Origin of the sequence: Nostoc sp. CmiVER01 (assembly GCF_034531135.2) — a bacterium.
In the GTDB taxonomy this organism is placed as follows: Bacteria; Cyanobacteriota; Cyanobacteriia; order Cyanobacteriales; family Nostocaceae; genus Nostoc.
The window spans coordinates 234259-250880 of sequence record NZ_JAVRBU020000009.1 but is presented as its reverse complement, the minus strand read 5'-3'; the positions used below and the strand labels follow the sequence as shown (position 1 = coordinate 250880).

The window sequence follows — 16622 nt, the reverse complement described above, 5'->3', positions numbered from 1 at the left end:
CACATTCTTGGTTAAAGACACGATGAATCGCGTCTCTACAAATAGTTTATTTGTTGCATTCTTTTTTCAAATTGGTATTATATTTTGACTCTAGTGGTCAAGAATATTCGCATTATCTCAACTGAACTTCGCTTGATGACGACAACAGGTTTCTGTGGCGCATATAGTACTTTTTCTACCTATGGTTTGGAATCAAAAGGTTTTTTATAAAAATGAGGTATCACGATGCTATTAATTTATTGGGTTGGCAGTGCGATCGCCGGAATGATTTGCATCCAAATCGGCGTATTCTTAGCAATAAGAAGCGTTTAAAGGTTAAATAATTATTAATTCATAATTTCTAATTAAAGAGAGGAAACTTAAGTCGCCTCCCTCCTTTCAGGCGTTACTTTTACCTGGGAACTGGTACTTGATTAATTACCGACGCAATTACCGCATCCATTTGTAAACCATCCAGCATCGCTTCTGGTTTCAAAATGAGACGATGACGTAGCAGTGGCGATGCAACTGCTTTAACATCATCTGGTGTTACAAAATCTCTTCCAGCTAACCACGCCAATGCTTGAGATGTCTGCAACCAAGCACCGGCAGCACGAGGCGATGCACCCAAAGTTAAATCAGGATATTGACGCGATGTTCTCACCAACGCCAACAAATAATCAACGATCGCTTCTGATACTTTAACCTCTTTGACTGCTTGTCGTGCTTGCAAAATGTCGGCTACTGTTGCGATTGGTTTCAAACGGCTAATATCCAAACGCCGTGCTGCAAAACCCGCTTGACGATTCAGTAACATTTGCTTTTCGGCAGCTTGATCTGGGTAATCTACTATCAGCTTAAATAAAAATCTGTCTAACTGCGCCTCTGGTAAGGGATAAGTCCCCTCAAATTCTAAAGGATTTTGGGTTGCAATCACCCAAAATAAATCTGGTAAGGGTAAACTTTCACCATCCAATGTTACCTGCATCTCTTCCATCGCTTCTAATAGCGCTGCTTGTGTCTTGGGAGGAGTACGGTTGATTTCGTCTGCTAGCAGCACTTCGGTAAATATTGGCCCTTTTTTTAAAGTAAAATTGCGGCTATTCAAATCAAAAATATTTGTACCAGTAATATCTGAAGGTAAGACATCTGGTGTTAGTTGAATCCGACGAAACTCTCCTTGGATTAACTGCGCTAATACTTTTACTAGCAGAGTTTTACCAGTCCCCGGTACTCCTTCTAAAATTACATGTCCACCCGCTAGCAGTCCTACTAAAAGCTGTTGTATTAGGCTCGATTGTCCGACAATTACTTGATTAAGACCTTGACCGAGGCGAATTAAGATAGGATGGGTTTCGCTCATATTTTTTATTGATAAATAACTAACGCAGAAATATTATGCATAATTCCAAAAATTAATTACGAATTACGAATTACGAATTAATTTAATGTTCCGCCATTTCCCCAACCAGCTTAACAGTTCTCGTTCACTGATAGCTTGTTTGCGAGATTGTAGCTTTAAAACTGCATCTAGTTCTGTTGCACTTGCGCCTGTTTTTTCTATCCAGAAATTGATCAAGGCTTCACGTTCTAAAGGTATTTGCCCTAATCCCAAGGCTTTTTGGAGTTGTAGTTGTTCTTGTTTACCTACCATCTCTACAACAAAGTCGGTGGTATCAGCTTTCTGCAAGACTCCTGCTAAAGCTTGGATGTATGCCTCGCTGTTGTCTAAAACTGGTGTATCTAAAGCTACTGGCTTGCCAAAGCGGCGATTCTGCGCCCAAATTAATACTAATAGCAGGATACTTGCTTGTACCACTATTGGAAATACAGGAGTTTTAGCAAAGAAACTAGATAAATCTGCTTCGCTTTCTTTCTTTCTGACATCGGCATCTTTATAGCCGTGGATGTATTCATCAACAAATACTGTGTTACCTTTTTGAATAACCAAATTAGCTAAATACTTGAAATTACTTAAATAATCTTGGTAGGCGTTGGCGGCTAAATAAGGAGTGGTAGAAAAAATTACTTTTCCCTGCTTGTAACTTTCTTCCCAGACAACAGCACCAAAGCGATCGCCTAAATCAACTTGCTTAGAGTTAGCTTTTTTATATCGTCTACGTGTATCAATTTTAATATTGCCTTGGGGGGATTTTTGCATAGTGCTAAACTGCGCTTCTGTAACCCGCGCTCCCGCACCTAAAATTACCAAAGTATTTCCTTTTTCTACCCATTCACGCTTTTGACTATCCAGCGTTGTCTGCTTTGGATCGCCGCCTATTTGTAGAAAGGTAATAGGGTTGTTATCTGGCTGAATGTCACTAAAAGGCTTTTGCCAGCGTTTGATAGAAGTTCCCTGTTGTTGCATAAAAGCATACCAAGCACCATAGCCATCGGAGGCACGGTTATAAGTAGAGCCAGTGCTAATTTTAGTATTATTGGGAGCCGCAAATAAACTAAGTAAAACGATCGCAGCGAGTGCGATCGCTCCCATCCAAGCAAGGCGATTTGAACGTTTCATCTTCGATCACTATAATCACTGTGTTTCAGGATCAGTAGTGTTAATACTTACTTATTTTTCAGGGAAAGTCAAAAATATTATTAATTTTCTTAAATCCTGATTAAAACACCTGTGGTAAAAAACCATACAAGTTATTTTAATTATGCACATTAGAGTATATGCGATCGCACCAAACTGGTAGGTTGCCCTAATTTATTGAGCGGATAAGAAAATTTATTAATACGTATCTATCTTAGGCTATAGTTTATCTAGCTTATAAAGATTGATAGTTGATGGTTTTGAACAGCATGAGAACTCAGATAATTCTGGTCATGTTTTACAAAAAAATAAATCTATATGCATAGACGAGCGCGGTTATCTTTGTTTTTAGGAGTACTAACGAGTTCTAGCTGTTTTATCTTCAGTGTAGTAGCCCAAGTCCCATCTAATTTGCAGCAGTCCTCAACTCGGAGTGAAGCTGAAACTGCTAGTTGGTTTGAAGCCCATCGCGCCCAGCCAGCCGCTTTACGAGCATTTGTACAGCGAATGCCGAAGGGAGGAGATATCCACAGCCATCTAAGCGGGGCTGTATATGCAGAACACTATCTAGAGTGGGCTGCTACCGATGGCTATTGTGTAAATCCACAGGCGGGGACTTTAGTTGAACCTAAGGCTTGCGGTCAGGACAGTAGCTATTTTCCCGCCTCAGAATTGTTAAACCGAACATCTGTTTATGATTCCCTAATAAATCGTTGGTCTACTCGTAACCTCCGATTTGCTGGAAAATCAGGACACGACCAATTTTTTGAGGCTTTTAGTGGTTTTGGGACAATATCAGACTCTACAAGCCGTCGGGATGATATGGTTGCGGAAGTAGCAAATCGGGCAGCATCGCAGCATATTACCTATTTAGAGTTAATGCTTACCGTTCAGGGCAGTGAGGTTCGACAGCTAGGGCGTGAAGTTGGTTGGAATAAAGATTTGCAAGAGATGTACCGTCAATTGCTCAAACGAGGATTAACCGAGCGAGTGACACTCGGCAGCGAGCAATTAGCACAGTTGGAGCGCGAAGTCTCGAAAACACTCGGTTGCGGCACTCCATTGGCACAGCCTGGATGTGCAGTGACGGTGCGCTATTTGCAGCAAACGACAAGAACAAAGTCGCCCGTTGAAGTGTTTGCTCAGTTAGCTTATGCCTTTGCACTAGCTTCATCTCAAAAGCGGGTAGTTGGCATCAATCTCGTCGCTCCAGAAGACAACCCGATTGCACTGCGCGACTACACCCTGCAAATGCAAATGCTGCAATTTTTAAAACGCCAATATCCCAATGTCAAGGTCGCGCTCCATGCCGGAGAGTTAACTCTGGGTTTGGTTCCGACAGAGGCTTTACGTTTCCATATTCGGCAAGCTGTAGAAGTGGCGCAGGCATCTCGCATCGGACATGGCGTAGATATACTTTTTGAAGAGCGTCCCTTCGAGTTGATGGAGCAAATGCGGCGACGCGGCGTTTTGGTCGAAATCTGCCTGACCAGTAATGAGGTCATTTTGAATGTCCAGGGAGATCAGCATCCTTTTAGGGAGTATTGGAAGGCTGGAGTACCAATGACCCTTGCTTCTGATGATGAAGGCATTTCTCGTATCGATTTGAGTCATGAGTATTTGTTAGCAGCAACAAGATATGAGCTGGGATATAAAGACCTCAAGCGACTAGCTCGCAATGGCTTAGAATATAGTTTCGCTCCGGGAGATAGTCTCTGGAAGTCGCCTGAGTTTAAGGCAATGGTTTCAGCTTGTGCAAGCGATACCCCTGGTGAAACCTCTGTTTCTCAAGGGTGCAGTGCTTTTTTGCAAAAGAGCGATCGCGCCCGGATTCAATGGCAGCTAGAGTCGGAATTTGCTCGGTTTGAGTCATTGCAGAACTGGCTTTGATTGACTTTCAGCAAAAATGTAAAGCAATCGATTATATCCCGATTCATCGCGTCTTTACCCAAGGATGTGTTGCTAAAAAACCCCACCCCTAAGATAGGGTGGGGTTGTTACAATGACTAAAGCTATTTAACCGTAGATAATATCACTCAAATTGCACAAGCGATCACTCCTATCCAAGCAAGGCGATTTGAACGTTTCATTATATTAAGACTGAGAAAATTCTCATTCCGATACTGCTTGAGCTATTAAACCTTCAATGAAAGTATATATTTTGTCCTCGCTCTTAGCAGCATTACACATTAGATAGGGAATGTTTAATTTATCCCTGATGTACTCAGCGTTATAAATTTCTTGTTCTTGAAAAGATCGCAGCAGAGCTAGATCATGTTTAACACCGTCTCTTGAGCTTAAGCGAGTATAAATATTTTCAGGTTCGTCAACTAAAACAATAATAGCACTAGGGCAAATGCCTTCAAATGTTGAGTATGGAATTTCAGTGATTTTATTATCCTTGTTTAAGAGACAAAAATGCCCATCAATTAAATACGTTTTTTCATTATTTAAATACTTGTTTATCGCTTCTACTAGAATGTCTTGATTGCCTGCAATATTCTCAACTCGTTTGTTACGAAGATGTTCCTCCGTCTTTTCTCTGGCAATCAGATTGCTCGATGAAAAATGTTCGATGTTAAATCTTGATTCTATATTTTTACAAAGCGTTGTTTTACCAACACCATGCACTCCACCAACGAAAATTATTTTCCGTTTTACCATATTGTTTATTTATAAAAAACAACATACATGATGAATTCTCAATATACACAACAATTTATTGACCCGTCAACTCTACATACCTGACCACACGATCATTTTATTTGGCGCTGAAATTCGAGTAAAATTAATCAAATTTATTTACTGCAATGCAAATAAACTCAACTGTTCACTTAGCCTGCCTTCCTGCATTAACTGATTTCTTCCCTTGTTAACTGCATCAATCCATTCAGGCTTAATGTACCAATCCTGACGCCAGTTGATTGTGGCTTGTGGTGGAGTAAAATTAGGGCAATTTTCGTGTATTTGTTTCAGAGAAATTGAAGGAAAAAGAAAGCTTTCATATATAAAAGTGCCGTATGCAAATTCACAGTTTTCAAAATACATATCATAAAACTCTTTGTCTACTCCCAGAATGTGGTGATACTTACTCCACATCTTAGAAACAGGTAAGGATATAGTTTTATCAGCAATAAAACCTCCCCTTATAATAGAATCAGGTGTCGTTTCATACAAAAGAATTAGATCACCTAATTCCATCCCAATTGAACGCTTTCGCAACTCGATTTTTTTAGTCCCATCAATAATGCGTTCAGCATACATTCGTTTGATGCTTAGAGCTTTAATGTATTTAACCTGCATAAAAACCTCCAAGTTCAACAGCTAGTTTATAACGTTCTATGCGAAGGCTGTGCATTGTTTGCGGTGGGCCATTGAGAACACCATTGCTGAGTAAGTCATTTAGATGAACTACTTGACTAAGCGGCATTAGGAAATCAAATTCAACAGCGTGCCGTTCTTGTTCCTCACTACCGATCTCTTCTAAGGTAAGAACACCCTTCATACCTAAATCACTATAGAGTTTAGTGGGTGTTCCAATGTATCGATTAACAATTCTGGCGATCGCTACTATACCAGATATAGGACGGCTGGCATAGAACAATATTAATGATCCTCTCATGTCATCTTGTTTACAACTACATCGTCCATAGTAAACTGTCTTACCAGCTTGAAATATCTGAATTAAAAATTGAGGGCGAATTGGTATAACATAAGCTGTTTGAGGAGTGTAAACTGACTCTGCTGGATAAGTCAAGTTGAGCCAAGAATGGAGAGAAAATTGGTTAATTAAACTACCATTATAAGCACTTAGCCGAACTGTTGCATCGCTATACTGAATTTGTTCAACTTCTTCTCTACCCGTAGGATTATAAGAAGTCGATATTATTGATGGAAATAGAATCTTTGCCTTATTTATTACGTCTAAACTACTCTTATCAGATTCATAAAAGAATAGTTTTGTTAAGAACCATTCCGGTTGATGAGCTTCACGTTCATATATTTCCCTCCCTATGCCTTCTACCCAGAACCCGTAACGTTCAAAGAATTTAACGAGTTCGACTCTGGCTGTGGTAACAAAGGCTCTTCTAATTCGTTCTGATTTCCATTGCTCAAAACAAGTTAAGATTAAGTTTCTTCCGATACCACTACGTCGGTAATTATCAGTAACAAAAAGAGTTGATAGTTTTGCTATTCCATTCCCTTTCGGCTTCCAAATAGCAACTCCAATAGCTTGTCTATCTCTATAAGCTACGTTAAAAACAGCATCTGAACTGCTCATTGTTCTATCGAACCATTGAGGAAAGCCTGGATAAAGCGGAGATAGTTCATCATCAAGGACTTTGACTAATTTTATCTCACGCCTAAACTCGCTACCACTAAGCTTTCTTACCCCAAATGCAGAAACGATAGAATCGAATGAGTCTCCTTCAATATCTTTTCGTCCCCCACCTAATTCTGAGAAATCATCAATAATTACAGCTCGATAAATCCTATCTAGGAAATACTGTAATTCTTTTTGATTGGGAAACCTAAACCATTCGATTCCAGGTGCTTCTGAAATATGATATCCCTGATTTTTCAATTGAGAATGAATTGTTGTTTCTACCCATTCGCCCGGAACTTTTACTGCACCCAACAATTTAGGTTCTTCTGCATGTGAAGTTCTAATCTGTCCACGTATGCGCTGCAATGCTAATTCTTTAGGTTCAGCATCAATACTGCCAGAAGTTCTGCCAATTTTAACTCGTGGCTGTTCCCGCAGATACGAAGGAAATGAATAAATGTAAAGAACTATTTGAATCTCCATCTCTTATGCGTGACCAACATAATGCTGCTTTACTTTACTGAGTAGGAATAAGCAAAGGCGTTAAGCTATTTATTATAACTAACTCACGAGTTTTAGCTGTAATTGTCAACTGTTTACGCTCATTTAACCACAAGCGCGAACGATAACGAGAATGAAAACCCACGTAACCCCTATTTGCAGGCGGGGTTAGCGCGGGTATTGTTGGTATCTAACCAGAGACCATATCACTCAAATTGCACAAGCGATCGCCCCGATACAACAATAAAACCGACAGAATCAAGCCTAATTTGGGGCTGACGAATTCCCTCTAGAATGGCTGCATTTAAAGCAGTTTCTATCTGCAATTCTTCAGCTAATGCATTATCCCAACTTTGCTGATTCAGACGCAGCCGTAATTGTTCGACTCTATTGGCTAATTTCTTTTCGGCGACTTTCGCACAACTTTGGCATAAGTCAATAAAATCGGGACGATTAGAGAGTAATTCTGAAGAAGTATTACGCACTTGATAGCAGAAATTTTGCCATTTACTAGGGTCAACAAAATCGTCAATAATTCCTAAGCGCTCTTTTGCTAGATTGTAATCTCGTCCTTGATTGTTGTTTTTATCTTTATATGGACGTTGCAGAATACTTAAGAGCGCTTTATCTTCAACAGTGCGTATTGGCTCCTTGCGACCATCAACATAGATAGTTTCTATAATTGGCGGAAATAGAGCATCAACACGTCGCTGCAAGTTTTTGAATTGAGAATTATCTAGTTTGTTATCTAGTAAAACTTGTTTGGCAAGTTTTAAATTTGCCTCGACTACATAATTGCATTGGAAACCGAACCACTCTTTTCCTTCTTTAGAGTCCCAAGATGCATCAGTGCGCCACATTGCAAAGGCTTCACCTCGGTCATCCCAGTTTATATAGTTCCAGAGTGCTTCAATAAATCCTTCCCCAACTCGAAAGAGTTTAATACCAGGATTTTGGTTTGCTACCCTGCGATTATAAGTACCAAATTGGTCTAGAAAACTCTCAGCAAAACGGTTTTTTAAGTCATTTATGGGAACCAATGTCCGTGTTGTCGGTTGATAACGTCGCATCTCTGATGAATCTGGATTATTGAGTCCTCTAAATCCCAATGCATCACAAATCCAGCCTTCAATTGCTCTCTTAATTTCTAGATGACAAGCATCGTAATTATCTAGCTCTTGAAAATACTCGGTAGCAATTTCATCGTTAGCGTCAATTTCATCTAGAGCATTTTGTTCGCTAATTTTTGCTATTTCAGCTTCAATTTGCTCTTGAATTGGCGGAATCATCTCTAACAGTCCAGCAGCACCTGATTGAAACAAAACTGTTTCTAATTCTGCAAGTTTTTCATCTACATAAAACTGGAGGCTGGCAATTGATTGTTGGAATATACCAAACCCATCTTTCAATACTTTATACCAAGCATTGTGAGGGCTATCTTCCAAGTAGGGGCCAATCAAGGCACTAGATTGGATGCCAATTTTGCTGCCAATGCGGTCAAGTCTGCCAATTCTCTGTTCTAATTGATTAGGCGACCAAGGAAGGTCAAAATGAATTAACCAATCGGCAAACTGGAGGTTACGCCCTTCTTCTCCAGAGCGATCGCATACTAAAATAAAGCAGTTTGGGTTATTCTTGAACCTATTTAAGCCTTCCTCAACTTTATCGGGTGATTCTCCAAATTGATGGCTGGCTACTGTCTCTGCACCAAAGCTATCAGATAAATACCGGACGATTTCGCCACAAGTTTGCACAAAACTGGTAAATACAATAAATTTGGGCAGAATATCACCAGTAATTGGTCTTTTAATTCTCTGCTGTATTCTGGTGATGAATTCCTTTTGATTCTTCCGAACGTTTGCGGGAATTTTGAAGTATGTACCTAACTGATTCAGTAGCAATGTTTTCAAACTTTCCGTCCGTTGTCCGTCCTCTTGAGGTTGACGAACAATTTTTAGTAAGGATTGCAGAATCTCTTCTTCCTCTAAAAATTTGGGGGTTGTAGTTAATAGGCGAATATCATCTTCTTTAAACTCGTGGATGAGTTTAGCATGGGGTTTACCAGTTAACCGGGCGGTAATTACCTGCTCTAAAATGCCCAACCAAGTACCAGCAGCTAGAAATAACAACAGAAAAATTCGCTGATATTGCTTTTCACCAGGAGCAACACTACGCCATTGATTGAGCAGCTCGTGGATATCAAGCGATCGCTCGTCTAAATCATACTCTTCTTTCGGCGTAAAATTGCGGTCAAAGATCACATCTTCCACCGCAGCGCGACGGTTGCGAAGCATTCGGCGGTGTAGTCGATAGATATCGCTGACATGGACGCGAATCGCTTGCAGGATTTGCTCTTGCTCGGTTGAATTTGCTGGTGAATTTTCTAAATCATCCGCCAGCTTCAGTAAATACTCATCCTCAGCAAAGAGGTTTCGTAGTTGCTGCAAATTGCTTTTGAGGATAGCAGGCTCCGCACCTTCTTTAAAAGAAAGCAGAACTTTACCAATTTGCTGACGGCTGGCAACTTTGGCGCGAAAACCTGCTAAATCACCAAGTTTATAGGTTGTCGGGTCGAGCAAGTGCAACATAGCCAGAAAATCTTGCTCGTGATTGAGAACAGGAGTGGCAGATAATAAAAGTAAGCGATCGCTTTTATGAGCAAGTTCTTTGCAAGTCTGAAAACGTTCGCGTACTGCTGCATCCTTAGAGGTTGCCATTGCTGCAATATGATGGGCTTCATCTAAAATTAAGCAGCCTATCTTCGCTTTCAGGTTGATTTTATGAATATCTTCAACCGCCAGCACCGCCACCCGTTTGCCAAAATGGGAAATGTAAAACTTGTTTTCTAACTCAAGCCGCCATTGTTTGAGCAAATATTGCGGAACTAATACCACCGCATTTTTTTTCGGTTCATCCAGAAGGAACTGACGCAGAATCGCCCCCGCTTCGATGGTTTTTCCTAGTCCCACCTCATCTGCTAGCAAGTAGCGTTGAATTGGGTCTTCCAGTACCCGCCGCACAACTTCAACTTGGTGAGGATAAAGATTGATATTTGCCGAAATCAATCCCGTCATCCCGCGACTGACAGCGCGTTGCTTAATCAAGGATTTGACGAAAGCCAATCTTTTGTCGTGGAAGTAGGGGGTTTCGTGACCCTTCATCGCCAGAGTTTCGATGGGGTCAGTGTTTGGGAGATTACAACGAACGTAAATGTCTTCTTCAGTAGCGATCGCAGTTTTCTTATCTGGTAAATCAATTTGATACATTTCTGTATCATCATCCCAGATGAAAACTCTGCCAACTATCCATTTATCCTGCGTTTGGGACTTAATATAGCATCTAGCTTGGGGTTCAAGCCTGACTTGAGAGAGAGAACTTAAAGGTAAAGTTTTTTGCAGACGTTGCCCTATCGAGCAGAAATACTCAACGTTCGCATTGGTATCAGATATTTCGGTAACTTTTCCTATACCCAAATAGTTATTCTGGGACTGTACCAATAAACCGAGCTTAATCATAGATCCAGTCCCCTGAACACACTAAAAGAACCTTCCAGACTAGTTTGTTCGCCTACATCTGGCAGTTTTGTCGATCAACATTATAGATAATAAACTGGCATCACAGTTTTTGTTATAGCGATCGCCATAGCCCAAGGGGAAGGGTTTAAATTCTCCTTTCCCCCTTGCTCTTTAACCTTTTTCCAGACCAAAAGGAAGATTGTTAGGCTTATCCGAAAACTATTACACAACCTCCAATTAGTAAAATCAGCCCAAACGTTGATTTTCGTTCTAAAAGTTTACCTAAGCAGTAGCATTTTTAAATACATCGGGACGCATTGGCATTGCATTACAAGGTATTGCTAAATTCGCTACAAATTCATGAAATACTCTACTTAGGTAATTATGTGGTGCAATATAGGGCAATACGGTTCAGTTAACGCTAAAATCCTTTGTCAAAGTCAGTTTTTTTGAACGTAGACGCTTCTCTACGAGACGCTACGCGAACGGCTTGCCGCAGCCTACCGCCAAGGACGCAAAGAAAAAAAGAAATGTTTAACTGAACTGCATTGCAATATAGAACTCATATTTGATTGCGTGAAAAAGTTCAGTAGAACTCAAACAGGTTTCTTGACTGTTGCCTATTGCCTGACTATGCAAATAATTCACGTTTTGGCTTGATAACGCCACGATACAATTAAGATGAAGTAGTTTTATTTAGTATGAAGAAAATCAGAGACAACACAATTAAGTTAAATCAATATTTAAAGTTGATGGGTATAGTGCCAAGTGGAGGCCAAGCCAAGCTGATGATTCAAGGTGGTGATGTCCAAGTCAACGGTATGCTAGAAACCCGACGAGGGCGGCGACTAGTGCCGGGTGATAAAGTGACAATAGCAGGAAATACTTTAGAGGTGAATTTGGACAACAATGAAAACCAAGACGTAGTAATAGATTCTACCGAAGAAATCGAGTAAATAATTGTTATCTTAAATTTACAAGTTCTTCTTTTCCCTTGTGATTAATGCTGCAAATTTCCAACAAAGTTATTATCCCACAGAGTGAGATTGAAATTAGTGCGATTCGTTCGCAAGGAGCGGGAGGCCAAAATGTGAATAAGGTTTCCACAGCGATTCACTTGCGCTTTGATATTGCGGCTTCATCATTACCCAATTATTATAAAGAACAGCTTTTAAAGCTAAACGATCGCCGCATCACTCAGGACGGAGTTGTTGTAATTAAAGCGCAAGAACACCGAAGCCAAGAGAACAATCGAGAGTCAGCTTTGAAACGACTTCAAGAACTCATTCAAAGCGCAGTTGTAGTGACGATAAAACGCAAACCTACGAAACCAACTCGCAGTTCTCAAAGAAAGCGCCTTGACTACAAAACTAAGCGCGGACAGATTAAGTCTAACAGGGCAGAAGTCACCGATTATTGATTTATAAAATATACCAATTCTCCAAAAAGAGGTAACAGATATAAATCACGAAAGCCTTACTGCATCTAAGTTTCTTAATTGCGTTAGCGTAGCGGGGCTAGCCCATTATGAATTGCGAATTGCGAATTGCGAATTGACATTAGACTTTGGCAATCAATTTTGTTGCAAAATCTTCCCATAGAACTAAGACTAATTCCTTCTATTGACTGTGGTCAATATCATTACTTAGCTGGTTAGCTTGAGAGTAGTAACTATTAAAGGTGAAAAAGATGAATAAGACATTACTAACAATTTTGATGCTTGCACTCTTACTCTTATTCATCATCTCTCCCTTTGCTGCCCTTGCTAGTTTAATGATAATAGTGTTCGTTTCGGCGTTTTTCTCTATATTAGGAAACTTAATTTCAAGTAATAATTGGTGGTGACACCGATCCTAAAGGGTCATAAATGCAAAATTTCCAATGAAGATAGAAATTTCACAACTATTGTGATATTACACGAAAAAGCCGCTTGCAAGCTGCGATCGCTTTGGCGGCTTTCTTAGTTTACACTCCCTACAAGCGGCATTTGAGCTTAAAAATCAATTTTCATCTTAAAAGAGATACTACCAACTCGATTGATTATCTCACTGTTAGCAAGAACTTCCCAGCCAAATCGTTTATATAAACCCACGGCTGGATTTGTCGCTCTGGTACTAAGTGATATCGATGGATAAGATGTTTTAGCTGCTGCTAACAAATGTGTGAGTAACTGCGTTCCTATACCTTTATTTCTATGTTGAGGAAGAATAGCAATAGCTAGTTCAGGAATTTCGTCATCAACATAGCCATATCCTTTATTTTCACCTGTCAATAAACGCAGCCATGCCGCTCCTACTGGTTGATTACTACTTTTCAAAATAGCGACAAAGCCGCTATCATCTTTAAGTCCCCAATCTTTAACATATTTTGCCAAATCAGGATTATTCATTGCATCCTGCACTGTCAAATTACCTTCTTCTACCAGATGGGCTGCTTCGTAAAGCATTTGCCAAAGAAAAGGTTCATCTTCTTGTGCGAGTGGACGAATATAATAATCCATAACTTATGCCCCAAAGTCCGCTTTTGTAAAATTTAAGATAATTTACTCAGTGGTGTGGCTAAACCGTCAATGCTGACGAGATTTTTCTGCTGTTGATATTCTCGAACTCCCTCTTCGCCTTTTTTACTAGCCCAGTTTACTAAAGTCTGGCGCTCACCTTGATATTCATAAAGTGGTACGCCAAAACCACAGGAAGTCTGTACTTTTTCAATGTCAGCGACGATAATTTGACGAGTTCCAGGCATCGGCACAAACAAAGAATACAGAGAGTCCCAATCTGGAGAACTCGGTAAAATCGTTTTTCCTTGACCGTAAAGACGGAGGATACAAGCAGGTTCCTCAAAGGCGCAAAACATGAAGGTTATTCGCCCGTTTTCTTGCAAGTGTGCCGATGTTTCGTTACCACTGCCTGTAAGGTCTAAATAAGCTACTCGGTTGGGAGAGAGGACGCGAAAGCAGCCTAAACCTTTAGGAGACAGGTTAACATGACCTGTAGGACTCAAGGGTGCAGAGCCAACAAAAAAAAGGTGTTGGGCTGCAATAAAGCCTTGCTGTTCCTCAGTAATACAGTCAAAAACTTTAGCCATAGACTGTCTGATATATATTTACTACTTTTCTATCTTCTCAGCCTATTATGCCTTAGCTAAAACTCTAGCAAGGGGCTAACTGTTGATGTTTAAGGGAGTGGGGAGTGGGGAGTTAGGAGTGGGGGTTAAGAAGTATTAGCGTTTCATATACCGACTAGCCATTTGGATGGCGTCAGCGATATCAACATCACCATCGCCGTCAGCATCCAAGAAGGAATTTAATACAGAATTACCGCCACCTTGGGGATTTTGAGCATTTGCACCTGATTGCAAAAAATTTAGTACTAAAGGTACTGCTAAAGGCAGCAATTGTTGAACTATACCAGCATCCAATCCAGTGCGCCCGGCAGCAACTTGAGCTACCTGTTGTTGTATCTGAGGAGAAAACAACGAATTGACGGCTTGGGGGTTAGGTGAAGTCCCAGCATATTGATTAACTAGACTTTGTGCAGCTTCATTACCATCTATGGCTTGCTTTTGTTGTAAAGCAGAACGCACTTGACTACCGACAATTGACAAAACTGATTGGATGGTAGAAGGGTCTGTGCCAGTGCGATCGCTCATTTGCTGTACACTGTTAACAATATTTCCCAGTTGACCTAAGCTGCCCTGTTGATTGGGATTAGCAACGGCACCAAGAATTTGATCAAAAAGTCCCATAAGTTTTCTCTCTTTGTTCTCAAAAAAGTTGCCAAAACTGGCGTAAGTCCACTAATAAATTAGAACACGCGAGCTTCATAGTGAACGAATAAAATTTCAAAAGCTACTAGCTTAAGGATGATAAATCGATTAAGCAATACCTGCTTTAGGCAGAGCCAATACAAACTCTGTACCTCGATTTAACTCAGATTGGCAAGTAATTTTACCCTGATGTTTTTCTACCACAATCTGATGTGCGATCGCTAGCCCCAAACCAGTACCAATACCTCGTGGTTTGGTTGTGAAAAATGTATCAAATATCTTTTTCTGATTTTCTGGCGAAATACCAGAGCCGTTGTCTGCAATTCGCACTATCACCAACTCATTCTGCCAACATTCTGTAATAATGGTAATTTCAGGCATAAATTCGGGATTATCAGCCGATTTTTGCTCCAAAGCATCAATGGCATTGCTAAGAATATTCATAAATACCTGATAAAGTAAGCCTGTGTAGCCTGGAATCGGTGGAATTTCTCCATAGCTGCGAACAAGGTTAATACGATTTTTCAGGCGATTGTTTAAAATCAACAGTGTACTATCTAAACAAGCGTGTAGCTCTACTAAGTGCGCTTCTCCGTCATCTAAACGAGAGAAATCTTTCAAACTTCGGACAATTTCTCGCGTGCGGTCAGTACCAATTGTCATAGAGTTGAAGAGTTTTGGCAAATCTACTTCAAGAAACTCTAAATCAATTTCTTCTGTTAAAGTTTGCAAAGCAGTGGAAGGATGAGGAACTTCAGCTTTGTATGTTTGTAGTAGCAATAACAGGTCGTCAGTATAAGTTTTCGCGTGTATGAGGTTGCCAGAAATGAAATTTATCGGATTATTAATTTCGTGAGCGACACCAGCCAGCATCCGTCCTAAACTAGACATTTTCTCACTTTGAATTAGTCGGGCTTGCGCTTCGGCTTGTTGTTCTTCTAAAAGGTGCTTCACTTGTTGGATAAGCTGGTTAAGGGAACTAGTTAATGCCCCAACTTCATCTTCTGTGGTTACAGGCGCTTGCAAGTCAAAATTGGCTTCTTGGGTAACTCTTTGGGCAATCTTTGTCACCGCGTTAATGGGATGGGCGATGATTTTACTTGTGTAGAAAGCCAGGATGGCTGCGATCGCCACTGACAGCAGCATAATACCAATAATAATCTGAGCTTGCATGAGTGCAGCCTTTTGTTGGGCTAGATCAGCTTGCTCTTGACGTTCTTGAACTGTTTTGGCAAAGTCAGTTAACTCATGGGCAAATTGATAAAACTTTAAAGCATCCTGGCTTTGACTGAATTTCGAGATTAATTGCTGTGCTTTTATAACTCCCTGTGGCTGTGAAGTTAATGGTAAAATTTGCCGAATCAGCGACCTGAGTTGTTCAAAATATCCGGTTATCGTGCTGTTATGCTTCGTGAGCAGAGCCTGTAAATCCTCTTGGGAACTAGTTTGGCTAAATTCTTGTGCCTGAGAAAGTAACGTTTCCGCATCCGCCAAATCACTTTTGAAATTAGAAATTTTCTTTTGCAACGCTTGCGGCTGCTGCAAAAAAGGCAGTATTTCTTGCTGGCGGATCTGTATTTCCAACAGTTCTCCTTGCAAACTACTTAACAAGCTTCCCTCTTCATCTGCCAAGCTCATCTGTTGTCTAGCTTGTTGGAAATAGCGATCGCCTATTATCAACCCCGCCGTTGTTCCCAATACTGCAATTCCCAAAGCCAATCCGTACCCACAAAAAATTTTTTGCCGAATACTAAGCTGGTGAAATTTTTGTTGAATCCAGTTAAAGTATCTGAATTTAGGTGTCGCAGTCATGGCATAACTCGCTGTTGAATGTTTTTAGTAGACGGTTTTTTATCAAAAACAAGAAATCCAGCCGCAAGTCAAAAGAAGCAGGGGGCAGGGGGCAGGGGAGAAAGCTGAAACGGAGCTTGTACTCCCCCAGCTAAGAGCAAGAACTGCCCCTTTGCCTCTTCGGTGAGAACACATTTGATAC

13 protein-coding genes are annotated in these 16622 nt (G+C 40.5%); 3 read left to right on the top strand and 10 right to left on the bottom strand.

Features of this window, described 5'->3' with window-relative positions; all coding sequences use genetic code 11:
• Window positions 1–391: 391 nt before the first annotated feature.
• Window positions 392–1342 (bottom strand): AAA family ATPase, encoded by a 951-nt coding sequence (locus RMZ43_RS17335; protein WP_322656089.1) that lies wholly within the window; start codon window positions 1340–1342, stop codon window positions 392–394.
• Between the two features lie 63 nt (window positions 1343–1405).
• Window positions 1406–2500: a DUF4350 domain-containing protein gene (locus tag RMZ43_RS17330; protein ID WP_322656088.1), complete on the bottom strand. Its 1095-nt coding sequence runs from the start codon at window positions 2498–2500 to the stop codon at window positions 1406–1408.
• Between the two features lie 336 nt (window positions 2501–2836).
• Here RMZ43_RS17330 and RMZ43_RS17325 point away from each other — a divergent pair, with 336 nt between their 5' ends.
• Window positions 2837–4408 carry an adenosine deaminase gene (locus RMZ43_RS17325; RefSeq protein ID WP_322656087.1) on the top strand — a complete coding sequence of 524 codons (1572 nt, stop codon included), beginning with the start codon at window positions 2837–2839 and terminating at the stop codon, window positions 4406–4408.
• A 222-nt stretch (window positions 4409–4630) separates the two neighbouring features.
• On the opposite strand, the gene RMZ43_RS17320 is transcribed toward RMZ43_RS17325, so the two are convergent.
• The 4 genes from RMZ43_RS17320 to dpdE form a co-directional block, all read right to left on the bottom strand.
• Window positions 4631–5182 (bottom strand): ATP-binding protein, encoded by a 552-nt coding sequence (locus RMZ43_RS17320; RefSeq protein WP_322656086.1) that lies wholly within the window; start codon window positions 5180–5182, stop codon window positions 4631–4633.
• Window positions 5183–5320: 138 nt separating this feature from the next.
• A complete protein-coding gene (locus RMZ43_RS17315; protein ID WP_322656085.1) occupies window positions 5321–5821 on the bottom strand; it encodes a DUF3850 domain-containing protein in 501 nt (166 codons plus the stop codon).
• Entirely contained in the window at window positions 5811–7328 is a 1518-nt protein-coding gene (locus tag RMZ43_RS17310; RefSeq protein ID WP_322656084.1) for a GNAT family N-acetyltransferase, read from the bottom strand. Before RMZ43_RS17310 ends, RMZ43_RS17315 begins: the two co-directional genes overlap by 11 nt.
• A 224-nt stretch (window positions 7329–7552) precedes the next feature.
• Complete coding sequence (dpdE, locus tag RMZ43_RS17305; RefSeq protein ID WP_322656083.1) at window positions 7553–10861, bottom strand: protein DpdE; 3309 nt, start codon at window positions 10859–10861, stop codon at window positions 7553–7555.
• 701 nt (window positions 10862–11562) lie between these two features.
• Between dpdE and RMZ43_RS17300 the strand changes: the two genes are divergently transcribed.
• Both RMZ43_RS17300 and arfB read left to right on the top strand, forming a co-directional pair.
• Window positions 11563–11817 (top strand): RNA-binding S4 domain-containing protein, encoded by a 255-nt coding sequence (locus tag RMZ43_RS17300; protein WP_322656082.1) that lies wholly within the window; start codon window positions 11563–11565, stop codon window positions 11815–11817.
• A gap of 47 nt (window positions 11818–11864) precedes the next feature.
• Window positions 11865–12281 carry an alternative ribosome rescue aminoacyl-tRNA hydrolase ArfB gene (arfB, locus tag RMZ43_RS17295; protein WP_322647276.1) on the top strand — a complete coding sequence of 139 codons (417 nt, stop codon included), beginning with the start codon at window positions 11865–11867 and terminating at the stop codon, window positions 12279–12281.
• Window positions 12282–12854: 573 nt separating this feature from the next.
• Here the strand turns inward: arfB and RMZ43_RS17290 are convergent.
• The 4 genes from RMZ43_RS17290 to RMZ43_RS17275 all read right to left on the bottom strand — a co-directional run bounded on the left by RMZ43_RS17290 (window position 12855) and on the right by RMZ43_RS17275 (window position 16441).
• Window positions 12855–13361 (bottom strand): GNAT family N-acetyltransferase, encoded by a 507-nt coding sequence (locus RMZ43_RS17290; RefSeq protein ID WP_322656081.1) that lies wholly within the window; start codon window positions 13359–13361, stop codon window positions 12855–12857.
• A 32-nt stretch (window positions 13362–13393) separates the two neighbouring features.
• Window positions 13394–13948 carry a pyridoxamine 5'-phosphate oxidase family protein gene (locus tag RMZ43_RS17285; protein WP_322656080.1) on the bottom strand — a complete coding sequence of 185 codons (555 nt, stop codon included), beginning with the start codon at window positions 13946–13948 and terminating at the stop codon, window positions 13394–13396.
• A gap of 135 nt (window positions 13949–14083) precedes the next feature.
• On the bottom strand, window positions 14084–14608 hold the full coding sequence (locus RMZ43_RS17280) for a DUF937 domain-containing protein (protein ID WP_322656079.1): 525 nt from the start codon (window positions 14606–14608) through the stop codon (window positions 14084–14086).
• Between the two features lie 129 nt (window positions 14609–14737).
• Window positions 14738–16441 carry a sensor histidine kinase gene (locus tag RMZ43_RS17275; protein WP_322656078.1) on the bottom strand — a complete coding sequence of 568 codons (1704 nt, stop codon included), beginning with the start codon at window positions 16439–16441 and terminating at the stop codon, window positions 14738–14740.
• Window positions 16442–16622 lie beyond the last annotated feature (181 nt).

Bases quoted from the DNA above. Each gene is read 5' to 3' on its own strand.
- RMZ43_RS17335 (WP_322656089.1), bottom strand. From the start codon at position 1,342: ATGAGCGAAACCCATCCTATCTTAATTCGCCTCGGTCAAGGTCTTAAT.
- RMZ43_RS17330 (WP_322656088.1), bottom strand. From the start codon at position 2,500: ATGAAACGTTCAAATCGCCTTGCTTGGATGGGAGCGATCGCACTCGCT.
- RMZ43_RS17325 (WP_322656087.1), top strand. From the start codon at position 2,837: ATGCATAGACGAGCGCGGTTATCTTTGTTTTTAGGAGTACTAACGAGT.
- RMZ43_RS17320 (WP_322656086.1), bottom strand. From the start codon at position 5,182: ATGGTAAAACGGAAAATAATTTTCGTTGGTGGAGTGCATGGTGTTGGT.
- RMZ43_RS17315 (WP_322656085.1), bottom strand. From the start codon at position 5,821: ATGCAGGTTAAATACATTAAAGCTCTAAGCATCAAACGAATGTATGCT.
- RMZ43_RS17310 (WP_322656084.1), bottom strand. From the start codon at position 7,328: ATGGAGATTCAAATAGTTCTTTACATTTATTCATTTCCTTCGTATCTG.
- dpdE (WP_322656083.1), bottom strand. From the start codon at position 10,861: ATGATTAAGCTCGGTTTATTGGTACAGTCCCAGAATAACTATTTGGGT.
- RMZ43_RS17300 (WP_322656082.1), top strand. From the start codon at position 11,563: ATGAAGAAAATCAGAGACAACACAATTAAGTTAAATCAATATTTAAAG.
- arfB (WP_322647276.1), top strand. From the start codon at position 11,865: ATGCTGCAAATTTCCAACAAAGTTATTATCCCACAGAGTGAGATTGAA.
- RMZ43_RS17290 (WP_322656081.1), bottom strand. From the start codon at position 13,361: ATGGATTATTATATTCGTCCACTCGCACAAGAAGATGAACCTTTTCTT.
- RMZ43_RS17285 (WP_322656080.1), bottom strand. From the start codon at position 13,948: ATGGCTAAAGTTTTTGACTGTATTACTGAGGAACAGCAAGGCTTTATT.
- RMZ43_RS17280 (WP_322656079.1), bottom strand. From the start codon at position 14,608: ATGGGACTTTTTGATCAAATTCTTGGTGCCGTTGCTAATCCCAATCAA.
- RMZ43_RS17275 (WP_322656078.1), bottom strand. From the start codon at position 16,441: ATGACTGCGACACCTAAATTCAGATACTTTAACTGGATTCAACAAAAA.